This window comes from Mycobacterium sp. PDNC021, from assembly GCF_048282635.1.
Taxonomy (GTDB): domain Bacteria; phylum Actinomycetota; class Actinomycetes; order Mycobacteriales; family Mycobacteriaceae; genus Mycobacterium; species Mycobacterium llatzerense.
In genome coordinates this window covers 3,886,250-3,908,041 of sequence record NZ_CP182502.1, presented here as the reverse complement: position 1 = coordinate 3,908,041, position 21,792 = coordinate 3,886,250, and the positions used below count along the sequence as shown (strand labels likewise).

Here is a 21,792-nt window from a genome sequence, read left to right as displayed (position 1 = left end):
GGTCCAGTGAGCGGGATAACGAAGATATATCCCGCGCCGAAATGGCGAATCGGAACCAAGAGGTCTAGCGTGACGTTGGTTAGATAGCGGGTCCACGGTGGATTCGCAGCAAGTCTCAGGAGAGACCATGGCTACGGCGGAAGGCTATTTGCGCCGGCTCACCCGGCGGCTTACCGAGGACCTCGAACAGAGTGATGTCCAGGAGCTGAACGACGAGGCCCTCAACACCGGCGCCATGCGGGCGGTGGACTGTACACGCGGACAAGAAGTGACGATGGTCGGCACGCTTCGTTGTGTCGAGACCAACGGCAAGGGCTGTTCGGGTGGCGTACGGGCCGAGCTGTTCGACGGCACCGACACGGTCATGCTGGTCTGGTTGGGACAGCGGCGCATCCCAGGCATCGAGTCCGGGCGGACCCTGCGGGTGCACGGGCGGCTGGGCAAATTGGACAGCGGGGCCAAGGCGATCTACAACCCGCATTACGAGATTCAGAAGTGACTTTCCCCGACAAGGGGACCGCGGACAGCGAGCAGGCCGAAGCCGACGTCGAAATCATCGCTGAGGCCCAGGAGGACGACCGCGACGCGAAGCTGACGGCGCACGTCCTGTTGGAGCAGATGGGCGGCATCAGCGGCCTCATCTATTCGTCCCTGCCGGTCCTCGTCTTTGTCCCGGTCTCCAGCTTCTTCGGGCTGGCTGCCGCGATCTATTCAGCGCTCGGTGTCGCCGGCCTGGTCCTGGTGTGGCGGCTGGCGCGCCGTGAATCGGTGCAGCCGGCGGTGTCGGGCTTCATCGGCGTGGGGATCAGCGCGCTGATCGCCTACCTGATCGGCGCCTCGAAAGGCTATTTCCTGCTTGGCATCTGGTCGTCGCTGATCTACGCCGGGGTGTTCACGATCTCGATCGTGATCCGCCGCCCATTGGTCGGCTACGGCTGGAGCTGGGTCACCGGGCACGACCGCAGCTGGCGTGACATCCGGCGTGCGGTGCTGGCGTTCGACATCGCGACTGCGGTCTGGGTGCTGGTGTTCGCGGCGCGGTTCCTGGTCCAGAACCACCTGTACGGGCAGGACCAGACGGGCCTGCTCGGAGTGGCGCGTATCGCCATGGGCTGGCCGCTCACCGCGGTCGCCGCGCTGGCGTCCTACCTGGCCATCCGGACGGCCCAGAAGGCCCTCCGGGACGCCGAGCATCACGTCACCGAGGACTAGCTCGGATTCAGCACCTGGTTGCGCAGCTCCTGCTCGACCTCGGCGACCGCGACGAACAGCAGTTCGTCGCCGCCCTCGAGCGGCTCGTCGGACTCGGGCACGATCACGCGCGGGCCGCGCAGGATCGTCACCAACGTCGCGTCGCGCGGCAGCTGCAGCCGCTTGACCGCCTTGCCGCCCCACGGGGTGTCGTCGGGCAGCGTGATCTCGACCAGATTGGCCTGGCCCTTGCGGAAACTCATCAGGCGGACCAGGTCGCCCACCGACACGGCTTCTTCGACCAGTGACGCCAGCATGCGCGGCGTGGACACCGCGACGTCGACGCCCCAGCTGTCGTCGAACAGCCACTCGTTGCGCGGGTCGTTGACCCGGGCCACGACGCGGGGGACCGCGAACTCGGTCTTGGCGAGCAGGCTGACCACGACGTTGGCCTTGTCGTCGCCGGTGGCGGCGATGACGACATCGAATTCGTGCAGTTTGACGGACTCGAGCAGCGACAGCTCGCACGCGTCACCCAGACGCCACTGCGCGGCAGGGACGGCGTCGACGTCGATGTGATCCGGATTGCGCTCCAGCAGCGTCACCTCGTGGTGATCGACCAGCTCCCGCGCGATGGAGCGGCCGACGGCGCCGGCGCCCGCGATTGCGACCTTCATGTGCGCTCCCTAGTGGCTTTCGACGTCGTCGCCGGGCGGCAGTGAGGCGATGGCGATGGCTTCGGCGACGCGGCCGGACACCGCGGCCATGTACACCTGATCGCCGGCCTGGATGACGGTCTTGGCGTCCGGCAGCACGCCGCTGCCGAACCGGATGAGGAATGCGACACGGCCGCCGGTCGCGGCTTCCAGCGCGGTGACGCGGTAGCCGACCCACTCCTCGTGCAGGGACAGTTCGGTGACGCCGACGTTGCCCGACGGATCGCGCCACTTGGTGGTCTCGGTCTCGCGGGTGAGCAGATTCAGCAACCGGTCGGTGGTCCACGGCACCGTGGCGATGGTCGGGATGCCCAGCCGCTCGTACACCGCCGCGCGCTTGGCGTCGTAGATGCGCGCCACGACGCGCTGCACGCCGAAGGTCTCGCGCGCGACCCGCGCCGAGATGATGTTCGAGTTGTCGCCGGACGACACGGCGGCGAACGCGCCCGCCTCTTCGATACCGGCCCGCTCCAGCACGTCGCGGTCAAAACCCATGCCCAGCACGCGTTCTCCGGGAAATTCGGGGGACAGCCGATGGAAGGCCGTCTTGTCTCGGTCGATCACGGCGACCTCGTGGCCGATGCGGGCCAACCCGTCTGCCAGCGATGCGCCAACCCGGCCGCAGCCCATCACGACTACTCGCACCAGCCGATCCTTTCTGGGCCAGGAACCGGCCCCGAAGCGAATTTCATGCCTCAGCTCAGTCCGAACGCTACAACCCGAGCCCCGGGGGCTTACCCTTGGCTCTCGTGTCCAAGCTTTCGACCGCTACGCGACGGTTGGTGATCGGCCGACCCTTCCGAAGCGACAAGCTCGCCCACACGTTGCTGCCCAAACGTATCGCTCTTCCGGTGTTCGCGTCGGATGCGCTGTCGTCCGTCGCCTACGCGCCGGAGGAAATCTTCCTGGTGCTGTCGGTTGCCGGTCTGTCGGCCTATTCGATGGCGCCGTGGATCGGTCTCGCGGTCGCCGCGGTCATGCTCATCGTGATCGCCAGTTATCGGCAGAACGTGCACGCGTATCCATCCGGCGGCGGCGACTACGAGGTGGTCACCACCAACCTCGGGCACACCGCCGGGCTGACGGTGGCCAGCGCGCTATTGGTCGACTACGTACTGACCGTCGCGGTGTCGACGGCGTCGGCGATGTCCAACATCGGGTCGGCCGTGCCGTTCGTCGCCCAGAACAAGGTGCTGTTCTCGGTATTGGCGATCCTCATCCTGGCGTCGCTGAACCTGCGCGGTATCCGGGAGTCCGGTACCGCGTTCGCGATACCGACCTACGCCTTCATGATCGGCATGTACCTCATGTTGGCGTGGGGCTTCATCCAGATCTTCGTGCTCGGCCACCCGCTGCGGGCCGAGTCGGCCGGCTTCAGCATCAAGTCCGAGCACGGCGACGTGCTGGGCTTCGCCATGGTGTTCCTGGTGGCCCGCGCGTTCTCGTCGGGCTGTGCCGCCCTGACGGGTGTGGAAGCGATCAGCAATGGCGTACCCGCCTTCCAGAAGCCCAAGTCGCGCAACGCCGCAACAACGCTGCTGCTGCTCGGCGCCATCGCGGTGTCGTTGTTCATGGGCATCATCTTGCTGGCGAAGCAGATCGGCCTGAAGATGGCCGACAGTGTGGACCAGCTGGTGGGTGCGCCCGCCGACTATCACCAGAAGACCGTGGTCACCCAGCTGGCGGAGGCGGTGTTCCAGGGCTTTCCGCTGGGTCTCTACGCCATCGCCGGGGTGACCGGCTTGATCCTGGTGTTGGCCGCCAACACCGCGTTCAACGGTTTCCCGGTGTTGGGCTCGATCCTGGCGCAGGACCGCTACCTGCCGCGGCAGCTGCACACTCGCGGTGACCGGCTGGCGTTCTCCAACGGCATCCTGTTCCTCGCGTTCGCCGCCATCGCGTTCGTCGTCGCGTTCAACGCCGAGGTCACGGCGCTGATCCAGCTGTACATCGTCGGCGTGTTCGTGTCGTTCACGCTCAGCCAGATCGGCATGGTGCGGCACTGGAACCGGTTGCTGCGCACCGAGACCGACGGGTCCGAGCGGCGGCGTATGTACCGTGCGCGGGTCGTCAACACCATCGGGTTCCTGTGCACCGGCTCCGTGCTGTTGGTGGTCATCGTGACCAAGTTCCTGGCCGGTGCCTGGATCGCGATTCTGGCGATGAGCGCGCTGTTCGTGCTGATGAAGATGATCCACAAGCACTACGACACCGTCGCCAAGGAACTGCGTGCCCGATCCGGGCCGGACGAGGACGTGGTGCTGCCCAGCCGCAACCACGCGGTGGTGCTGGTGTCCAATCTGCATCTGCCGACGCTGCGGGCCCTGGCCTACGCCAGGGCGACCCGCCCGGACGTGCTGGAGGCCATCACCGTCAGCGTCGATGACGCCGAGACACGCGAGCTGGTGCACAAATGGGAAGACAGCGACGTGTCCGTCCCGCTGAAGGTCATCGCCTCGCCGTACCGCGAAATCACCCGGCCCATCCTCGATTACGTCAAGCGCATCACGGCCGACTCGAAGCGCACCGTCGTGACGGTGTTCATCCCGGAGTACGTGGTGGGCCACTGGTGGGAGCACATCCTGCACAATCAGAGCGCGCTGCGGCTCAAGGGCCGGCTGCTGTTCATTCCCAACGTGATGGTGACTTCCGTTCCGTGGCAGCTGAATTCGTCGGAGCGCGTGAAGGTGACCATGACTCCGGGTTCGGCGCCGGGCGACACGAGACGGGGCATCATCGAATGACCGGCATCATTGAATGACTGAGGTAACAGTGACCGTTGGCCCGCCGGCCAACGGCGGCAGCTGCGTGGCGCGGCACGACGGCCGCGTGATCTTCGTCCGGCACGCGCTGCCGGGTGAGGTGGTGCGCGCCGAGGTGACGTCCGAGCGCGGGGCGTACTGGCACGCCGATGCTCTCGAGGTCCTCGAGGCGTCTCCCGACCGGGTGGATTCGTTGTGCGCGATCGCCGGGGCGCAGGGATCCGGTTGCTGCGACCTGGCTTTCGTCGATCCGGCCGCGGCGCGGCGGCTCAAGGGCGAGGTCGTGGCCAATCAGCTGGCCCGGCTCGGCGGGCACGAGGCCGGTGACCTTGTCGCAGCGGAAGTCGGCACCGTCGGCGCGACCGGGTGGCGCACCAGGGTGCGCCTGGAAGTCGGCGCGGACGGCCGAGCCGGCTTCCACCGGTACCACAGCGACGAGCTGGTGACCGACCTGTCGTGTGCTCAGGTGCCGGCCGGGATGCTGGATGAGCTGCCGCTGCAACCGCGGGGTTCGCACCTGCACGTGGTGCTCGACGACGCCGGGCAGCGGCACGTCGTGCGGTCCGGTCCGCGGGGCGGCAAGAAGAGCAAGGCCGGCATGACCGAAGTGGTCTCGGGCGAGTACGAAGCCGTGCAGCGCGTCGGCGATCAGGAATGGCTCGTTCCGGTCACGGCCTTCTGGCAGTCCCACCGCGACGCCGCCACCACCTACAGCGCGCTGGTCGCCGAATGGGCCGAGCTCTCCAACGGGCAGACTGCGTGGGATTTGTACGGCGGCGCAGGCGTTTTCGCCGCGGCGCTGGCCGGCTCGGTGGGGGAGTCGGGCCGGGTGCTGACGGTGGACACCTCACGCGGATCGGCGCGCGCGGCCCGGGCCGCGCGCGGGGATCTGGGTTGCGTCGAGGTGGTGACCGATTCGGTGCGCCGGGCGCTGGCCACCCAGCGGGTCGCGGCCGATGTCGCCGTGCTGGATCCGCCGCGCACCGGCGCCGGACACGAGGTCATCGACCAGCTGGCCGCCGCCGGGGTGCCGCGGGTGATCCACATCGGTTGTGAGGCAGCCTCTTTCGCCCGCGATATCGGCCTGTACCGCGGACACGGGTACCAGGTGACGAACCTGCGCGTCTTCGATTCGTTCCCGTTGACGCACCACGTCGAGTGCGTGGCTCTGTTGACCCGGTAGCTGCTTACGAGCCCGGCCGGTTGTGGAATCGGTCGAGCAGTGCGGGGATCTCGGCAGACAGGAATGCGTAGAAGTCCCGCATCTGGGTGAGACGGTGGTGGGCCAGGCTGTCGGCCGGCGCGGCGGCGATGCCCGTGTCGGCAGCGGACTGCATGGCCGTCAGCGTGACGTTCTGACTGGTGAACAGCACCGCCCAGGCGTCGTCGCGCAGCCGGTAGTGATCTTTGCGGCTGCCGCGTACGGGTACCCGTTCGGCCAGGCCGACCGAGGTCAGCATCTTGAGCGCACCTGAGATGGCGCCGGCACTGGCTTGGAGCTGCTCGCCGAGCTCGGTCATGGTCATCGTGGCCTGTTCGGTGAACAGCAGCGTCGCCAGCACGCGGGCGGTCATTCGCTGCAGTCCGAGACCGGTCAATACCAGGGCGAGTTGCTCGGCGACGTCCTGCAGATCGGCGTCCTGTGACACGGGTTCCCCTCAGGCCTCAATTGTTTCACTAATTTCTGAAACATCAGTATAGTCTGAGGCGCGAGCTTTCGCGGCACTCTGGCTGAAAGGGGCCGGCACGACATGGTGCACACCGGGTCAGCGGAGGTCATCCGCGTCCGCGGACTGACCTACACGTATCCGAAAGCGGACGTACCCGCCGTCCGCGGCATGGATTTCACCGTGCGGCAAGGCGAGATTTTCGGGTTTCTCGGTCCCAGCGGTGCGGGCAAGTCGACGACACAGAAGCTGCTCATCGGGCTCCTGCGCGGGCACGGTGGCGAAGCGACGGTGTGGGGCCGCGACCCGCTGGACTGGGGGCCGGACTACTACGAACGCATCGGCGTCTCGTTCGAACTGCCGAACCACTATCAGAAGCTGACGGGGCTGGAGAACCTGCGCTTCTTCGCCTCGCTGTACGCGGGGGCGACCGCCGACCCCATGGAGCTGCTCGACGCCGTCGGTCTCGCTGACGACGCCGGGACCCGCGTCGGCCGGTACTCCAAGGGCATGCAGATGCGGCTCACCTTTGCCCGGGCGTTGCTCAACAATCCCGAGCTGCTGTTCCTCGACGAACCGACCTCCGGGCTGGATCCGGTCAACGCCCGCAAGGTGCGCGACATCGTCCTGGATTTGAAAGCGCAGGGGCGCACCGTCTTTCTCACCACCCACAACATGGCGACCGCCGACGAACTCTGCGATCAGGTCGCCTTCGTGGTCGACGGCCGGATCGTGGCGATGGACGCGCCTGCCGAATTGAAGATCGCACGCAGCAGGCGGTCGGTGCGGATGGAGTTCCGTGGTGACGATGGTGTGCTGCACGCCGCCGACTTCGGTTTGGATGGGTTGGCCGACGACCCGGCGTTTCACGCGGTGTTGCGGGACCGGCACGTCGAGACCATCCACAGCCTTGAGGCGAGCCTCGATGACGTCTTCGTCGAGGTCACCGGAAGGCGGTTGACGTGAACAGGTTTCGCAGTGCTGTGCGCCTGGAGCTGTTGCTGCAGGTCCGGCAGCGATTCCTGCATGCCGCGGTGTTCTCCGGACTGATCTGGCTCGCGGTGCTGTTGCCGATGCCCGCGGGTCTGCGTCCCGTCGCGGAGCCATACGTGCTGCTGGGTGACACCTCGATCATCGGGTTCTTCTTCGTCGCAGGCACCGTGTTTTTCGAGAAGCAGGAACGCACCATCGGCGCCGTCGTGTCGACCCCGATGCGTTTCGGCGAGTATCTTGCCGCCAAATTGACTGTGCTGCTGGCTGTTTCGTTGTTCGTCGCTGTCACGGTCACGACGTCGGTGCACGGTATCGGCCAGCTGTCCGCGCCGCTGCTGGTCGGCGTGACGCTCGGGACGCTGTTGATGCTGTTGGTCGGGTTCACGACCTCGCTGCCGTTCGCCTCGGTGAGCGATTGGTTCCTCGCTGCGACCATTCCACTCGCGGTGATGAATCTGCCGATCCTGCACTATGCCGGGATCTGGTCGCATCCCGTGCTGTATCTGATCCCCACCCAGGGGCCGCTCCTGCTGTTCGGGGCGGCATTCGGTCAGGTCGAGCTGACGCCGTGGCAGATCGGCTACGCCATCGGGTATCCCATGGTGTGCGTCGCAGCGCTGGCCTGGACGGCGCGGGTGCTCTTCGACCGTTATGTCGTCGCGAAGTCGGGAGGCATGTAGCGATGTCCCACGGAACCACGGTCCGCGCACTGATCGCCTTCGGCCGCAACGACCTTCGCGGCACCTACCGGGACCCGCTACTGGTGATGATTGTCATCGCTCCGGCGATTTGGACCACCGGCGTCGCGGTGCTCACGCCGATGGTCGCCGATATGTTGGCCCGCCGCAAGGGATTCGACCTCGCCGCCTACTATCCGCTGATTCTCACGGCGTTCCTGTTGCTCACCAGCATCATCATCGCCGGTGCGCTGGCCGCCTTTCTGGTGCTCGATGAGGTCGACGCCGGAACGCTGACCGCGCTCCGGGTGACACCGGTACCGTTGTCGACTTTCTTCGGCTACCGGGCGGCCACTGTCATGGTGGTGACTACCGCGTACGTCATCGCCACGATGTCGTTCAGTGGCATCCTCGGACCCGGCCTGCTCGCGCCCCTGGTGCCGATCGGCCTACTGGCCGGCATGTCTGCAGTGGTGACCCTGTTGCTGATTGTGGCCATGGCCGGGAACAAGATTCAGGGGCTGGCCGCGGTGCGGGGCCTGGGCATGTTGATAGCGGGTCTGCCGTGCCTGCCATGGTTCATAGACTCCGGCTGGGGCCTGTTGTTCGGGGTGCTACCGCCGTTCTGGCCGGCCAAGGCTTTCTGGGTCGCCAGCGGCCACGGGGTGTGGTGGCCATATGTCCTGGGCGGTGGCGTGTACAACGGGATGCTGGCGTGGCTGCTGTTCCGGCGCTTTTTGTCCAAGAATTCCTGCGGCGGTTGAGGCCCACCGTCGTGCTCGGTCGGCGATGACTGCACGGTAGGTTAGCGGTCAGGTGTGCCGGGAAGCCTGGTCGGCGCCGTTCAACGCTGCCCAGGAGTCTCGTGATGATCAACCGCAATGAGGGGCCGCGCAGGCGTCTGCTGACCCGCGCCACCTGGCCCGAGACGCAGCGGTTTGCGGAGATTCTGCGCAAAGAGACCGTCGGCGGCATCCTGCTGTTGCTCGCTGCCGGTGTCGCCCTGGTGTGGGCGAATTCGCCTGCCGCGCAGAGTTATCACGCGTTGTCCGAGTTCGCGGTCGGCCCGCAGTCCTGGCACCTGCGGCTCAGCCTGTCGGCCTGGGCGGCCGACGGGCTGTTGGCGATCTTCTTCTTCGTGGTCGGTGTCGAACTCAAACGTGAGTTCGTCGCCGGCGACCTGCGCGACCCGGCGCGGGCCGCGCTGCCCATCGCGGCGGCCGTCGGCGGCATGCTGGCGCCCGCCGGCATCTTCGTCGGCCTGAACCTGTGGTTGGGGCACCCGGAGAATCTGGACGGCTGGGCGGTGCCGATCGCGACGGACATCGCGTTCGCCCTTGCCGTCCTCGCAGTGATTTCCACGCACCTGCCCACCGCGCTGCGTACCTTCCTGCTGACTCTCGCGGTGGTCGACGACCTGCTGGCCATCATCGTCATCGCCTGCTTCTATACCGACCACCTCAACCCGGCGGCGTTGGCGCTGGCCGTCATTCCCGGCGGGCTGTTCGTGGCGGCCGTGCAGCGCGGCATCCGGCACTGGTGGCTGCTGCTGCCGCTGGCCGCGGCGACCTGGGCGCTGGTTCATGCGAGCGGCATCCACGCCACGGTGGCCGGGGTGCTCCTCGGATTCGGGGTGCCGGTCCTGGGCAAGCACGCGTCGGCCGAGGCGTTCGAGCACGCGCTGCGGCCGTTGTCCGCCGGGGTGGCGGTGCCGGTGTTCGCGTTCTTCGCCGCGGGCGTGAGCGTTGGCGGCTGGCCCGGTCTGGTGGACGCGATCACGCACCCGGTGACCGCCGGCGTCCTCTTGGGGCTGGTGTTCGGCAAAGCCATCGGTGTGTTCAGCACCACATTCCTGCTGGCGCGATTCACCGGTGCCGAGCTCGACGAGGGACTCGGCTGGCTCGACGTCGCCGGGGTGGCGCTGCTGGCCGGGATCGGGTTCACGGTCTCGCTGCTGATCGGTGAGCTGGCGTTCGGCGCCGGTACCCCCGCCGGCGCTGACGCCAAGATAGGCGTGCTCGCGGGTTCGGTGATTGCCGGGATGCTGGCGGCGGTGGTGCTGATGTCCCGCAACGCCGCCTATCGCCGCATTCACGAACGTGAGACCGCCGATGACGACGGCGACGGCGTGCCGGACATCTATCAGCCTTGACCGGCTGTACCCGTGGTGCGTGCGTAGACTGTCGGAATGCTTGAACAGGTCCGCGGCCCCGCTGATCTGGCGCACCTATCGCAGCCGCAGTTGACCGAACTCGCCGCCGAAATCCGGGAGTTCCTGGTCCACAAGGTTGCCGCCACCGGCGGGCATCTCGGCCCCAATCTGGGTGTCGTGGAGCTGACGCTTGCGCTGCACCGGGTCTTCGACTCGCCGCACGATCCGATCATCTTCGACACCGGCCACCAGGCCTACGTGCACAAGATGCTGACCGGCCGGTGCCCCGACTTCGAGACGCTGCGCATGAAGGGCGGCCTGTCCGGCTATCCGTCGCGCGCCGAGAGCGAACACGACTGGGTCGAGTCCAGCCACGCCAGCACGGCGCTGTCCTACGCAGACGGGCTGGCCAAGGCCTTCGAACTGTCCGGCTATCGCAACCGCCACGTCGTCGCCGTCGTCGGTGACGGTGCACTCACCGGCGGCATGTGCTGGGAGGCGCTGAACAACATCGCCGCCGCGAACCGGCCCATCGTCATCGTCGTCAACGACAACGGCCGCAGCTACGCGCCGACCATCGGCGGCCTGGCCGACCACTTCGCGGCACTGCGCCTACAGCCCGCTTACGAGAAGGCGTTGGAGCGGGGCAAGAACGCGCTGCGCGGCATGCCCGTCCTCGGCGAGTTCTGTTACCAGTGCGTGCACAGCATCAAGGCCGGCATCAAGGACGCGCTGGCGCCGCAGGCGCTGTTCACCGATCTGGGGCTCAAGTACGTCGGGCCCATCGATGGTCATGACGAGCACGCCGTCGAGGCGGCGTTGCGGCACGCCCGTGGGTTCAACGCGCCGGTGATCGTGCACGTCGTCACCCGCAAGGGCATGGGTTATGCGCACGCGGAGAACGACGAAGCCGAGCAGATGCACTCGACCGGCATCATCGACCCGCACACCGGGCGGTCGACTGCTGAGTCGGTGCTCGGCTGGACGTCGGTGTTCTCCGAGGAGCTCATCAAGCAGGCCACCAAGCGGCGCGACATCGTCGCGATCACTGCCGCCATGCCAGGTCCGACGGGCCTGTCCGCATTCCGGCAGCGCTTCCCGGACCGGTTCTTCGACGTCGGTATCGCCGAGCAGCACGCGATGACGTCGGCCGCCGGCCTCGCCATGGGCGGCATGCACCCCGTCGTCGCCATCTACTCGACGTTCCTGAACCGGGCATTCGACCAGATCATGATGGACGTGGCGCTGCACAAGCTGCCCGTCACCATGGTGCTCGACCGCGCGGGCGTCACCGGCAACGATGGCGCCAGCCACAACGGCGTGTGGGACATGTCGATGCTCGGCATCGTGCCCGGCATGCAGGTCGCGGCACCGCGCGACGCCGCCCGACTGCGTGAGGAACTGGCTGAGGCCCTGGCCATCGACGATGGCCCGACCGCTGTTCGGTTCCCGAAAGGCGCTGTCGGCGACGACATTCCGGCGGTCCGCCGCCAGCATGGCGTCGACATCCTGACCGAGCCTGCCGACGGCCTGTCCGACGACGTGCTGCTGGTCGCGGTCGGCGCGTTCGCCCGGATGGCGCTGGTGGTGGCCGATCGGCTGCGCAAGCAGGGCATCGGTGTGACGGTCGTCGATCCGCGCTGGGTGCTCCCGGTCCCCGCTGCCATCGCCGATCTGGCCAAGGCTCACAAACTCGTCGTGACGCTCGAGGACAACGGCGTCGCCGGCGGTATCGGCTCCGCGGTATCGGCATCGTTGCGCCGCGCCGAGATCGACGTGCCGTGCCGCGACGTCGGTGTGCCCCAGGAGTTCCAGGAGCACGCCACCCGCAGCGAGGTCTTGACGTCCATCGGTCTGACCGATCAGGACGTGGCCCGCCAGGTCACCGGCTGGGTCGCCGCCCTCGGCAGCTCCGTCGACATCTCCTCGCAGTAGTCAATCTCCCGCGAGCGTGCGTGTTTGTACACGCAATTGCGGTGTGTCGCGGGCATTTTGGGGCCGCTCGTAGGCGGTGAGGGGGACGTGGTTCACCGACCTGACTGCACGGCGATTCTGGGCTCGATTTTCCGCCACCAGGTCAGGCTCGCGGCAACCGCGGCCTACACGTGGAGGGCGATTGCTTTGCCTATCGGGGATCAGTGCCCAGGCGACAGCGACGCCGGCGGGAATGCCGATCAATGGAGTCCATCGTCGACGCGCCGCCAGAACTGCGGTCACCACGGCGGCGACGATGCCCGCAATCAGACACATCCATGGAATCGCGATCAGGAAGTTCTGACCGCGCGCGGACAGCTTGCACACCCAATCGGTGCTGCCGTCGTGGCAGCCGTCGGTAGTCATCGCCAGCGGAAGCATCAGGAGGAATGCAAGGCCGAAACCGACAACCCCTAGGACGCCTACGATTCCCCCGAACCAGGCCCATTGCCTCGAAAACTGTGGGCGAGTTGGCTTGTCGCAGGCTGACTGTTCGGGCTCATTGGTCATTCGAAATGGTGCTTTCTTTTCAACTCACCGCTCACCACAGCGGGATCAAGCGCCCACGGCGCTAGTCCCTGTCCTCGCGATCGACCTTGCCCCGGATCTCCGCGTAGGCCGCCGCAAGTGCGGTGATCTTGTCGACCGACGACGACGGCGCGTCCGACGGTGCTGCCTCGATGCCGTACAGCTTGGCGGCCATGCGACTGCGGATGTCGTCGCGCTTTTCGGCGAGCTGCGCCCGCGCGCGATCATCGCGCAGCGACTGGTCGATTTCCTCGGCCTTGTCGGCGCACATCCGGAGGTCGTCGACCCGCTGCCGGGATCGGGCTTCCAGTTGCCGCGCCTTCGTCTGGGCGTCGTCCAACATCGCCAGATCGTCTGAGCGAGGGTCGGCGAGGTCGCTTAGCTCTTTGATCAGGCCGTTGAGTTCTATTGTGGCTCGGCAATTTTCGCGGATCGTCGTCAGGTCGCTGGTGAAGTCGAGGTCGTTGCCGAGCCAGCCGCCCGTCGCCGCTTCCGAACGCTCGATCCGGTCGATGGCTGCCTGCGCGCCGTCGAGCATCGCGAGACCGTCGACTCCGAACTCTTCGGCAAGCCGGGCGCGTTCGATTTCTTGTGGTGACAGTTCGCGCGTGATCGAAGAGCCGGCCCGGCCACCGATCACGATGTGCGTGATCAACAACCCGATGGCGGCGATGCCAAGGGCGGGCACGAGTGCGATGCCCTCCGTCGCGATGCCGACCGCGATCACCACGACGAACGACACCAGCCAGGCCTTGGTCATCACGGAGCCACGAGATGGCCGGCCCGGCACTTTCCGGTCGGCCGAGGACGTCACGGCCGCCCCGAAAGCGGCGCCTCCGACAACCATGACGACGGCGAGGATGACTGTCACGACCACGAGCGGTAGGAGGAGCCGAATCATCCCGATGTCCTTCTCTGATTGATGCTGTCAATCGTAGTTCGGCGGGCCAACTTGCCTGGTTGCCGCGGTACAGGGGCGTCACCATCCCCGCACGCCTAGGCTCAACCCCATGCACGCCGAACTCGAAGCCTGGAAGTCCGCCGGCCAGTATTTCGACTACCTCGGATTCGACATCTTCTATCGTCAGGACGGTCTGGAGCTCGGCACTGGTGCGGTGCTCCTGCTCATCCACGGCTACCCGTTCAATTCCTGGGACTGGTCGTTGATCTGGCCGACGCTGACCGACAAGTTCACCGTGATCGCGCCGGACATGATGGGCATGGGCTTCTCCGCCAAGCCGAGCGCGTACCAGTACGCGGTGCACGACCATGCCGATATGCACGAGGCGCTACTGGCGCATCTCGGGGTCGGCTCGATCCATATGATGGCCCACGACATCGGCGACTCGGTGGGTCAGGAGCTGTTGGCCCGCAACCACTTCGGTGATCAGTCGTACGGGAAACTGATCATCGAATCGATCACCTGGCTCAACGGCGGTTTGTTCAACGAGGCGTACACGCCGCGGCTGCTTCAGAAGGCGATGTCGCAAACTCCGTTGGGCGGCATCATGAGTCAGTTTCAGGGCACGCCGCTGTCGCGCCGACTGGCGGACCCGACCATCAACGAGATGTTCGGCGTCAACACCAAACCGTCGAAGGAACTGATGGACAAGTTCCACGAAATCCTCGACTACAACGACGGCAAGAAGGTCATGCACCAGGTCGGCCGCTTCATCAACGATCGCTACACCTACCGCAATCGCTGGGTGCGTGCCATGCGCGAGACGGCGATCCCGATGCGGCTGATCGACGGCCCGTCCGACCCGAACTCCGGCGCCCACATGGCCCAGCGATACCGCGAGGTCATCCCGAACCCGGACGTGGTGATGCTGGCCGACGATATCGCGCACTGGCCGCAGATCGAGGCGCCCGAGGCGGTGCTCGAGCACTTCCTGGAGTTCGTCACCCCGATGCTGTGGCGGCCGATCGACCACCGTTGACCTGGCGTCCAGGGCGACGACACGCACTTCGCACGCGCACATAAGAGCCAGCTGGTTCACTTGCCACATGCGCGTCCACCGCCCGGATCTCGTGGCGCTGCTCGCTGTTCTGTTGATCAGTGCGTGCGACGCGGGCACGCCGACCGTCACCTCCATCGTGTTCGACGGCGAGGCGCACACCATCGACACTGGCACGGTGGTCTGCACCAGGCAACTCGCCGGCGGCGGCTTGGTCATCCTGGCCCAGGGCAAGACGCGTCAGCTGGTTCGGATCCAGCTCACCCAGGTCGGCCGCGTCGTCGTGCAGAAGGTCGGGATGCGCGACGGCGACGTGACGGGTTTCATCGCCGACCCGCAAGAGGTCACCGGAATCAAAGTCGACGACACCTACACCGTCAGCGGGCGCATGCCGCCGAATCCGGGTGAGTCCCAATGGCATACGTTCAAAATCCAGACCACGTGCCCCGGTTATCAGGACGCGCATCCGCATGACACTGTCCCGGCGATCGGGTCGCCTTGATCAGTTGAGCCTGGGTGGCCGTGGATACAGGATCAACGCTGAGCTGAGCCGGACCCGCGTTGATCCTGAGCTGGCGGCGCAATCCACTCGCACTTTTGCACCCAGGATTCAGGGTCAACGGCCGGTGTTCGCGGGAACGCATTGACCCTGAGCCGGCTGAGCGGCCCACTCGAACTTTCGCGCCCTCGTTGCAGGGTCAACCCAAAGCAGCGACCAGGACCGGGCCGCACAGCTCCCGTTGCCACGGCCGGGCGCCGGCCGCGGCCAGGAACTCGTCTACGGCCTCGGCAACAGAAGCAACCGGCTGCCAATCCCAGCACAGCCGCCGCACGGTCTCCGGCGTCACCAAGTTTTCGGAAGGCACTGAAACCTTTTCGGACAGTTCGGAGAGCCCGCCGCGGCAGGCTTCCAGCCGCTCGAACGCCTCGGGTTTGCGACGCGACCACCGGGCCGGTGGCGGGAGCCCGTTGTTCGGCTCCGAGGCCGGGGGATCAGCCTCGCGGGCCCGGGCCAGCGCGTCGAGCCAGACCTGTGCACTGCGCTTCTGCCGCGAGCCGCCGAAAATCGGTAGCGCCGTGAGCTTTTCGATGGTGTCGGGATTGGCGACAGCGGCGGAGATGATCGCCGCGTCGGGCAGGATGCGGCCGGGCGCGATATCGCGCCGCTGGGCGATCACGTCGCGGGTCTGCCACAGCTCGCGCACCGCGGCCAGCGCCTGGCCGTTGCGGACCTTGTGGATGCCCGACGTCCGCCGCCACCGGTCGCGCCGGGTCGGGCTGGGTTCGACGGTCCGCATGTGCTCGAATTCCTGTGCGGCCCATTCGGTCTTGCCCTGCGACTGCAGCTCCGCAGCCACTGCGGCACGCAACTCCAGCAACACCTCGACGTCCAGCGCCGCGTAATTCAGCCAGTCCGCGGGCAACGGGCGCTTGGACCAGTCGGCGGCACCGTGGCCCTTCTTCAAGCCCAGGCCCAGAAGTCGCTGCACCATGGCCGCCAGGTTCACCCGGTCATAGCCGGCCAGCCGGCCGCCCAATTCGGTGTCGTACAGCGACGGCGGCGTCATGCCCAGCTCGGCCAGGCACGGCAGATCCTGGTCGGCCGCGTGCAGAATCCACTCGTCCGAATTCACCACCTCGGCCACCGGCGCCAGCGCCTTCAACGGATCGATGCCATGGCTGACGGGGTCGATCAGCACCGTGCCCGCACCGGCGCGGCGAATCTGGATCAGGTAGGCGCGGTTGGAGTACCGGAAGCCCGATGCGCGCTCGGCGTCGATGGCGAACGCGCCGTGCCCGGACGCCAAAAGCTCGCCGGCACGGGCGATGTCGCTCGCATAGATGGCAACAGCGGGCACTCCGTCGGCGGGCGCCAGCAGGGGAGTGACGTCGGGATCGTCGGCAACTTGGTCGGCGACGGTCCCGTCAGGATCAGGTTCAGTCATGCGGTCACGCGCGCGTGCGCGAACCCAGATCGGTCACGCCGGCAGGCGGCAAGCCGGCGGCGTGTTCGAGCACCTCGCAGAAAGCCTGCACGTGCGGTCCCAGCTCCAGTGACGTCGCGGTCCACGACGCGCGCAGCTCGAGTTGGTGGGCCCGCGGCGGCCCGGAGATGTCGCCGTAGCGCACCGACGTCGTCGCGGTGACGGTGCCGCCCAATGCGGTGACGCCGTCGGCGTGCGACTCGAGCGCATCGACCAGCCAGCTCCACGCCACCTCGGGCAGCAATGGGTCGACGGCCTCGGTGGAATCCAGGTCGGCCTGGATGTAGGCGACGAGACGCATGGTGCCGTCCCATGCTTCAGCGCCTTCGGGATCGTGCAGCAGGATCAGACGTCCGAAGGCATCGCCCTCCGAGCTCTCCGGGACGACGGAGGCGTCAGGATGACGTACCTCTGCGCCCAGCGCGTAGCTGAAGGGAGCCAGCCGCTGCGGCGGACGGATCGGGCCGAGTTCGATCTCCTGGCGCACGGTGGCGGCGTTCATTGCCGCAACAGCAGTGCGGAACTGGGCCGGCTCGGCGGAGGTCACATTCTGGGACGCTAGCCCGATCCGGCCGGTCGCGTAAGCAGGCGCGCCGATAGCCCAACATTTGGCTGCGCGACAGGGTATAAGCGATCGATCCGGGCATGGCAGCATTAGCAGTGATGAGCACCCGTCGTGAACTGCCGCAATCGCCCTATCTGGCTGCCGCCAACGGCCGCACCCCGGACCGGACCCCGGTGTGGATGATGCGGCAGGCCGGCCGGTCCCTGCCCGAATACCGCGCCCTGCGCGCCACCCACACCATGCTCTCGGCGTGTTTCAACCCCGAGCTGGTCTGCGAGATCACCATGCAGCCGGTGCGCCGCCACGGCGTCGACGCCGCCATCTTGTTCTCGGACATCGTGGTGCCGCTGAAGGCCGCCGGGATCGATCTGGACATCGTGCCGGACGTCGGCCCGGTGATCGCCAACCCGATCCGCACCCAGGATGACGTCGAGGGCATCAAGCCGCTCGAGCCCCATCAGGTGGCGCCCGTGGCGGAGGCGATCGGCCTGCTGACCAAGGAACTGGGTGACGTGCCGCTGATCGGTTTCGCGGGCGCGCCGTTCACGCTGGCCTCGTACCTGGTGGAGGGCGGCCCGAGCCGCAACCACGAGAAGACCAAGGCCATGATGCTCGGCGAATCCGCGACGTGGCACGACCTCATGGAGAAGCTGACCGACCTCACCATCGAGTTCCTGCGCACCCAGCTGGCCGCCGGCGTCGACGCGATCCAGCTCTTCGACTCCTGGGCCGGCACCTTGTCGCTCGCCGACTATCGCGACTACGTGCTGCCGCACAGCTCCCGCATCTTCGCCTCGCTGAAAGAGGAAGGCGTCCCGATGACGCACTTCGGCGTCGGCACCGCCGAGCTGCTGGGTGCCATGGGCGAAGCCGGGGCGACGGTCGTCGGCGTCGACTGGCGCACCAACCTCGTCGACGCCGCGGGCCGGGTCGGCCCGGGCAAGGCTTTGCAGGGCAACCTCGATCCGGTCGTGCTGCTGGCCGGTTGGCGCGTGGTCGACGACGCCGTCCGCCAGGTCGTCGCGGACGGGCGCCGGGCCGTCGCGGCCGGTGCCGCCGGGCACATCTTCAACCTGGGTCACGGCGTGTTGCCGTCGACCGATCCCGGTGTGGTCACCGAAGCGGTGGCGCTGGCGCACTCGCTGTGAGTCTGTAGATGAGCAAGACGTATTGCGTTGTCGGCGGCGGCATTTCGGGTCTGGTCGCGGCGTACCGGCTGCGCCAGGCCGACCCGGCGGCACGCATCACCGTCTTCGATCCGGCGGACCGGCTGGGTGGTGTGCTCCGCACCGAACGGCTGGCCGGCCAGTCCATGGACGTCGGTGCCGAGGCCTTCGTGGCCCGGCGGCCCGAGGTCACGTCCCTGCTGCAAGAACTGGGCCTGCGACAGATCGGCACGACGGGTGTCCGTCCGCTGATCTGCGGCGGCGGCCGCCAGCACCCGATGCCTGACGGCACCATGCAGGGCATCCCCGGACCGGGCGCCAACCTGCGTGGGCTGGTCGACGACGCGACGCTGGCCCAGATCGCGAGCGAGCCCTCCCTGCCGCTGCACTGGCAGCTCGACGCAGACCCGACCGTCGCGCAACTGGTCGGCGACCGCTTCGGCAGCCAGGTAGTGACGCGGTCGGTCGACCCACTGCTGTCCGGCGTGTACGCCGGTTCGTCCAAGACCATCGGCATCCGCAGCGCGGTGCCCGCGTTGGCCGCCGCGCTGGATCGTGGTGCCCCGAGCCTGACCGCCGCCGTCGCGTCGGTGCTGTCGGCCGCCCCGCCGACGAGCGCGTCGGTCTTCGGCGCCGTCGACGGCGGCTACACCGTCCTGGTCGACGAACTGGTGCGGCGCACCGGCGCCCAGTGGGCGCAGGTCGGCATCGAAGGGCTGACGCCGGTCGGCCGCGCCTGGCAGCTGCGCGACGACGAGGGCAAGCACTGGTCGGCCGACGCGGTGGTGCTGGCGTTGCCGGCACCGCGGGTGGCCAGGCTGCTCGCCGACATTGCGCCGAGCAGCGCTGCGATGGCCCGGCTGATCCCGGTGGCTTCGGCGGCGGTCGTCGCCCTGGCGCTACCGGGTGGGACGCCGCTGCCACAGCAGTCCGGAGTCCTGATGGCCGCGGGAGAAGCGTTGCACGCCAAGGCGATCACCCTCACGTCGCGCAAATGGGGACGCGGCGGCAACGTGGAACTGCTGCGGCTGTCGTTCGGCCGGTTCGGTGACGACCTCGCGCGCAACGTCGGCGACGACCGGCTGCTGGCGTGGTCGCTGGAGGACCTGCGGACGCTGTTCGGCATTACCGCCGAGCCGGTGGACTACCTGGTGCAGCGCTGGATCGACGCCATGCCGCAATACGGTCCGGGGCACCTCGAACTGGTCGACGAGTTGCGCGCCGGACTGCCCTCGGGGCTGGCCGTCGCGGGTGGATACCTGGACGGTATCGGGGTGCCGGCGTGCGTCGCGTCGGGAACCCGGGCGGCCCGAGAGTTGGCCGGTACCGGCGTGGCACGATAGAGCCATGGCCAAGCTCGACTACGACGCCCTCAACTCGATGACCAGGTACATGATGATCTCGGTCTTCGCCGTGCAGCCGGATGAGCTGCCCGCGGACGAGAAGTCGCGGGCCGCCATCGCCGCCGACACCGCGGCCTACCTCAAGAAGCGCGAGGACGCGGGCGTCGTGGTCCGCGGGCTCTACGACGTCGCCGGCTTCCGGGCCGACGCCGACTTCATGATGTGGACCCACGCCGAGCGCGTCGAGGACCTGCAGGCCACCTACACCGGCTTCCGTCGCACAGCGCTCGGCGCTGCCACCGAACCGGTGTGGAGCGTCGTCGCGCTGCACCGTCCGGCCGAGTTCAACAAGAGCCACCTGCCGGCGTTCATCGCGGGCGAGGACCCGGGCGACTACGTCTGCGTCTACCCGTTCGTGCGGTCGCTGGATTGGTACCTGCTGGCTGACGAGGACCGCCGCCGGATGCTCGTCGAGCACGGTATGGCCGGCCGCGAATACCCCGATGTGCGCGCCAACACCGTGCCGGCCTTCGCGCTGGGTGACTACGAATGGATCCTCGCCTTCGAAGGCCCGGACCTGGCCCGCATTGTCGAGCTGATGTGGAAGCTGCGCTACACCGATGCCCGTCGCCACGTCCGCGAGGAGACCCCGTTCTTCACCGGCCCGCGGGTCGGCATCGAGCAGCTGGTCGCCAACCTGCCCTGACGGTTACAGGTCGGACTCTGCGGTCACCCGTCCGGCCGCGACGGCGTCGCGCAACGCCGTGAAGTCGCGCTCGTTCTGGTCGGCGTAGGTCTCCGCGAATTTGGTCAACGCCCCATCCGCGGTGTCGCTGCTGCCCAGATAGCCGGCGATCGCGATGCGATCGCCGGTGCGGGCGTGGGCCCGGGCCAACGCATGGCCGCAGGATCGTCCGTAGTAGGCCAGCAGTTTCGGGTTTGACGTCTGCACCGACACCGCACCCTTCCAGTCGTGCAGCTGACGCACGTAGTAGTCCGCCTCGTAGCCGTCTGGGCCGACAGCGTGCAGCCACCCCAGCAGAATGTCGCTGCTCGCCTGCATCAGCCGCTGCCCGACCGAAACCCGTTGGGCGGCATTCGGATACGTGCTGGCGCCGAGAAAGCGTTCCAGGACAGAGGGCTGGGCCTCCTTCATCTGCAGCAACAACGGGTCGTCGGAGTCGCGCCCGACCAGCAACACGATCCACGCCCGCAGGCCCACACTGCCCACGCCGACCACCTTGCGCGCCATCGTCACATACCGGAAGCGGTCGATGAGCACACGTCGGCTGTCCACCAGGCTGTCGCGGTAGCACTGCAAGAACGGGGTCGTGTGTTGCTCGTATTGGTGGGCCTGGTCGACGCCGACCAGTTCCTCGATGGGGACGACGAGCGGCGGACGGCTGATGAGCCGGCTCTGACCGTCTACGGTTTCGGTCAGTTTTGCGACCGCGTGGAGACTGTCATGGGCGCGGGCCTTGGCCGCGGTCTGCTGGATCTGTCGCGCGAATTTGGTGTCGACGCTGTTCTGCAGTTCGGCATCCACGGTGGTTTGGGTGTACCAGGCCTCCAGTTCGCCCATAGCGGCCAGCTCCTGCATGCGGGTGCGGTAGGCGCTGGCGCAGCTGCGGACCACCTCCGCGCGATCGTCGGCCTTGAAACCGTTGTCACGACCGGCAATCGCCAGGCTCGCCACCAGCCGCTTCACGTCCCATTCCCATGGCCCGGGCAGGGTTTCGTCGAAGTCGGTGACGTCGAACACCAGATTGCGTTCGGGTGAGCCGAACAGACCGAAGTTGCACAGGTGGGCATCCCCGCACAGTTGCGCGGTCAGTCCGGTGTGGGGACCGGCGGCCAGATCGGCCGCCATGATGAGGGCCGCGCCGCGATAGAAGGCCAGCGGTGAGGTCAGCATCCGCCCGTATCTGATCGGGACGAGTTCGGCGATCCGGGAGGCGGCCTGCGACTGCAGCAGCGCCACCGGGTCTGGGCGGTCGGCGGTGATGTGGACCTCGGCCAGAGCAGTTCGGGGCAACTTGTCGCGGGCGGCTCGGCCGGCGGCGCGGCGTTCCTGCACAGATTGGTTCATCCCGTTGTCGCCCTTCGCTCGATGCT

General features: G+C 67.4%; 22 protein-coding genes. 14 read left to right on the top strand and 8 right to left on the bottom strand.

The features are described 5' to 3' along the window. The first annotated feature begins 127 nt into the window (after nucleotides 1–127). Together ACNO8X_RS18590 and ACNO8X_RS18585 are read left to right on the top strand one after the other, a co-directional pair. Nucleotides 128–499, top strand: coding sequence for an OB-fold nucleic acid binding domain-containing protein (locus ACNO8X_RS18590; protein ID WP_418002196.1), 372 nt, complete (start codon nucleotides 128–130; stop codon nucleotides 497–499). 119 nt (nucleotides 500–618) lie between these two features. Continuing rightward, a complete protein-coding gene (locus tag ACNO8X_RS18585) occupies nucleotides 619–1,212 on the top strand; it encodes a DUF3159 domain-containing protein (protein ID WP_418005953.1) in 594 nt (197 codons plus the stop codon). On the opposite strand, the gene ACNO8X_RS18580 is transcribed toward ACNO8X_RS18585, so the two are convergent. Together ACNO8X_RS18580 and ACNO8X_RS18575 are read right to left on the bottom strand one after the other, a co-directional pair. Then, a complete protein-coding gene (locus ACNO8X_RS18580) occupies nucleotides 1,209–1,868 on the bottom strand; it encodes a potassium channel family protein (RefSeq protein WP_043393866.1) in 660 nt (219 codons plus the stop codon). The two genes, ACNO8X_RS18585 and ACNO8X_RS18580, sit on opposite strands and share 4 nt — an antisense overlap. Nucleotides 1,869–1,877: 9 nt before the next feature. Then, nucleotides 1,878–2,552, bottom strand: a complete 675-nt coding sequence (locus ACNO8X_RS18575; RefSeq protein ID WP_133761856.1) for a potassium channel family protein — start codon at nucleotides 2,550–2,552, stop codon at nucleotides 1,878–1,880. Between the two features lie 104 nt (nucleotides 2,553–2,656). Here ACNO8X_RS18575 and ACNO8X_RS18570 point away from each other — a divergent pair, with 104 nt between their 5' ends. Beyond that, nucleotides 2,657–4,651 carry an APC family permease gene (locus tag ACNO8X_RS18570; protein ID WP_418002195.1) on the top strand — a complete coding sequence of 665 codons (1,995 nt, stop codon included), beginning with the start codon at nucleotides 2,657–2,659 and terminating at the stop codon, nucleotides 4,649–4,651. Between the two features lie 13 nt (nucleotides 4,652–4,664). Further along, a complete protein-coding gene (locus tag ACNO8X_RS18565) occupies nucleotides 4,665–5,852 on the top strand; it encodes a class I SAM-dependent RNA methyltransferase (protein ID WP_418002194.1) in 1,188 nt (395 codons plus the stop codon). A gap of 4 nt (nucleotides 5,853–5,856) precedes the next feature. On the opposite strand, the gene ACNO8X_RS18560 is transcribed toward ACNO8X_RS18565, so the two are convergent. After that, the gene (locus ACNO8X_RS18560; protein WP_418005952.1) at nucleotides 5,857–6,300 is read right to left on the bottom strand and encodes a GbsR/MarR family transcriptional regulator; all 444 of its coding nucleotides are present in this window, start codon (nucleotides 6,298–6,300) and stop codon (nucleotides 5,857–5,859) included. A 120-nt stretch (nucleotides 6,301–6,420) separates the two neighbouring features. On the opposite strand from ACNO8X_RS18560, the gene ACNO8X_RS18555 reads away from it, so the two are divergent. The 5 genes from ACNO8X_RS18555 to dxs all read left to right on the top strand — a co-directional run bounded on the left by ACNO8X_RS18555 (nucleotide 6,421) and on the right by dxs (nucleotide 12,093). After that, the gene (locus tag ACNO8X_RS18555; RefSeq protein ID WP_418002193.1) at nucleotides 6,421–7,302 is read left to right on the top strand and encodes an ABC transporter ATP-binding protein; all 882 of its coding nucleotides are present in this window, start codon (nucleotides 6,421–6,423) and stop codon (nucleotides 7,300–7,302) included. Then, nucleotides 7,299–8,009: a fluoroquinolone transporter permease gene (locus ACNO8X_RS18550; protein ID WP_418002192.1), complete on the top strand. Its 711-nt coding sequence runs from the start codon at nucleotides 7,299–7,301 to the stop codon at nucleotides 8,007–8,009. The genes ACNO8X_RS18555 and ACNO8X_RS18550 overlap by 4 nt, the downstream gene beginning before the upstream one ends. 2 nt (nucleotides 8,010–8,011) lie before the next feature. After that, nucleotides 8,012–8,770, top strand: coding sequence for an ABC transporter permease (locus ACNO8X_RS18545; protein WP_418002191.1), 759 nt, complete (start codon nucleotides 8,012–8,014; stop codon nucleotides 8,768–8,770). A gap of 104 nt (nucleotides 8,771–8,874) precedes the next feature. Then, on the top strand, nucleotides 8,875–10,158 hold the full coding sequence (gene nhaA / locus ACNO8X_RS18540; protein WP_418002190.1) for a Na+/H+ antiporter NhaA: 1,284 nt from the start codon (nucleotides 8,875–8,877) through the stop codon (nucleotides 10,156–10,158). 36 nt (nucleotides 10,159–10,194) lie between these two features. Next, complete coding sequence (dxs, locus tag ACNO8X_RS18535) at nucleotides 10,195–12,093, top strand: 1-deoxy-D-xylulose-5-phosphate synthase (protein ID WP_418002189.1); 1,899 nt, start codon at nucleotides 10,195–10,197, stop codon at nucleotides 12,091–12,093. Here the strand turns inward: dxs and ACNO8X_RS18530 are convergent, their stop codons facing one another. After that, nucleotides 12,094–12,642, bottom strand: coding sequence for a hypothetical protein (locus tag ACNO8X_RS18530; RefSeq protein ID WP_418002188.1), 549 nt, complete (start codon nucleotides 12,640–12,642; stop codon nucleotides 12,094–12,096). Between the two features lie 61 nt (nucleotides 12,643–12,703). Continuing rightward, entirely contained in the window at nucleotides 12,704–13,402 is a 699-nt protein-coding gene (locus ACNO8X_RS18525; protein ID WP_418002187.1) for a hypothetical protein, read from the bottom strand. 268 nt (nucleotides 13,403–13,670) lie between these two features. On the opposite strand from ACNO8X_RS18525, the gene ACNO8X_RS18520 reads away from it, so the two are divergent. Both ACNO8X_RS18520 and ACNO8X_RS18515 read left to right on the top strand, forming a co-directional pair. Next, entirely contained in the window at nucleotides 13,671–14,600 is a 930-nt protein-coding gene (locus ACNO8X_RS18520) for an alpha/beta fold hydrolase (RefSeq protein ID WP_418002186.1), read from the top strand. A 67-nt stretch (nucleotides 14,601–14,667) separates the two neighbouring features. Continuing rightward, the gene (locus ACNO8X_RS18515; protein ID WP_418002185.1) at nucleotides 14,668–15,120 is read left to right on the top strand and encodes a lipoprotein LpqH; all 453 of its coding nucleotides are present in this window, start codon (nucleotides 14,668–14,670) and stop codon (nucleotides 15,118–15,120) included. Nucleotides 15,121–15,316: 196 nt separating this feature from the next. Here the strand turns inward: ACNO8X_RS18515 and ACNO8X_RS18510 are convergent, their stop codons facing one another. Together ACNO8X_RS18510 and ACNO8X_RS18505 are read right to left on the bottom strand one after the other, a co-directional pair. Beyond that, complete coding sequence (locus ACNO8X_RS18510) at nucleotides 15,317–16,564, bottom strand: HRDC domain-containing protein (RefSeq protein WP_418002184.1); 1,248 nt, start codon at nucleotides 16,562–16,564, stop codon at nucleotides 15,317–15,319. Between the two features lie 4 nt (nucleotides 16,565–16,568). Further along, complete coding sequence (locus tag ACNO8X_RS18505; RefSeq protein ID WP_260939793.1) at nucleotides 16,569–17,201, bottom strand: DUF3000 domain-containing protein; 633 nt, start codon at nucleotides 17,199–17,201, stop codon at nucleotides 16,569–16,571. A gap of 65 nt (nucleotides 17,202–17,266) precedes the next feature. Here ACNO8X_RS18505 and hemE point away from each other — a divergent pair, with 65 nt between their 5' ends. Genes hemE through hemQ form a run of 3 tightly spaced genes read left to right on the top strand, consistent with a single transcriptional unit; the run spans nucleotide 17,267 to nucleotide 20,383 of the window. Then, nucleotides 17,267–18,316, top strand: a complete 1,050-nt coding sequence (gene hemE, locus ACNO8X_RS18500; RefSeq protein WP_418002183.1) for a uroporphyrinogen decarboxylase — start codon at nucleotides 17,267–17,269, stop codon at nucleotides 18,314–18,316. Between the two features lie 8 nt (nucleotides 18,317–18,324). Continuing rightward, on the top strand, nucleotides 18,325–19,677 hold the full coding sequence (locus tag ACNO8X_RS18495) for a protoporphyrinogen oxidase (RefSeq protein WP_418002182.1): 1,353 nt from the start codon (nucleotides 18,325–18,327) through the stop codon (nucleotides 19,675–19,677). 4 nt (nucleotides 19,678–19,681) lie between these two features. Continuing rightward, the gene (hemQ, locus tag ACNO8X_RS18490) at nucleotides 19,682–20,383 is read left to right on the top strand and encodes a hydrogen peroxide-dependent heme synthase (RefSeq protein WP_133761868.1); all 702 of its coding nucleotides are present in this window, start codon (nucleotides 19,682–19,684) and stop codon (nucleotides 20,381–20,383) included. 3 nt (nucleotides 20,384–20,386) lie between these two features. Here the strand turns inward: hemQ and ACNO8X_RS18485 are convergent, their stop codons facing one another. After that, nucleotides 20,387–21,766: a DUF2252 domain-containing protein gene (locus tag ACNO8X_RS18485; RefSeq protein WP_418002181.1), complete on the bottom strand. Its 1,380-nt coding sequence runs from the start codon at nucleotides 21,764–21,766 to the stop codon at nucleotides 20,387–20,389. Between the last annotated feature and the right edge of the window lie 26 nt (nucleotides 21,767–21,792).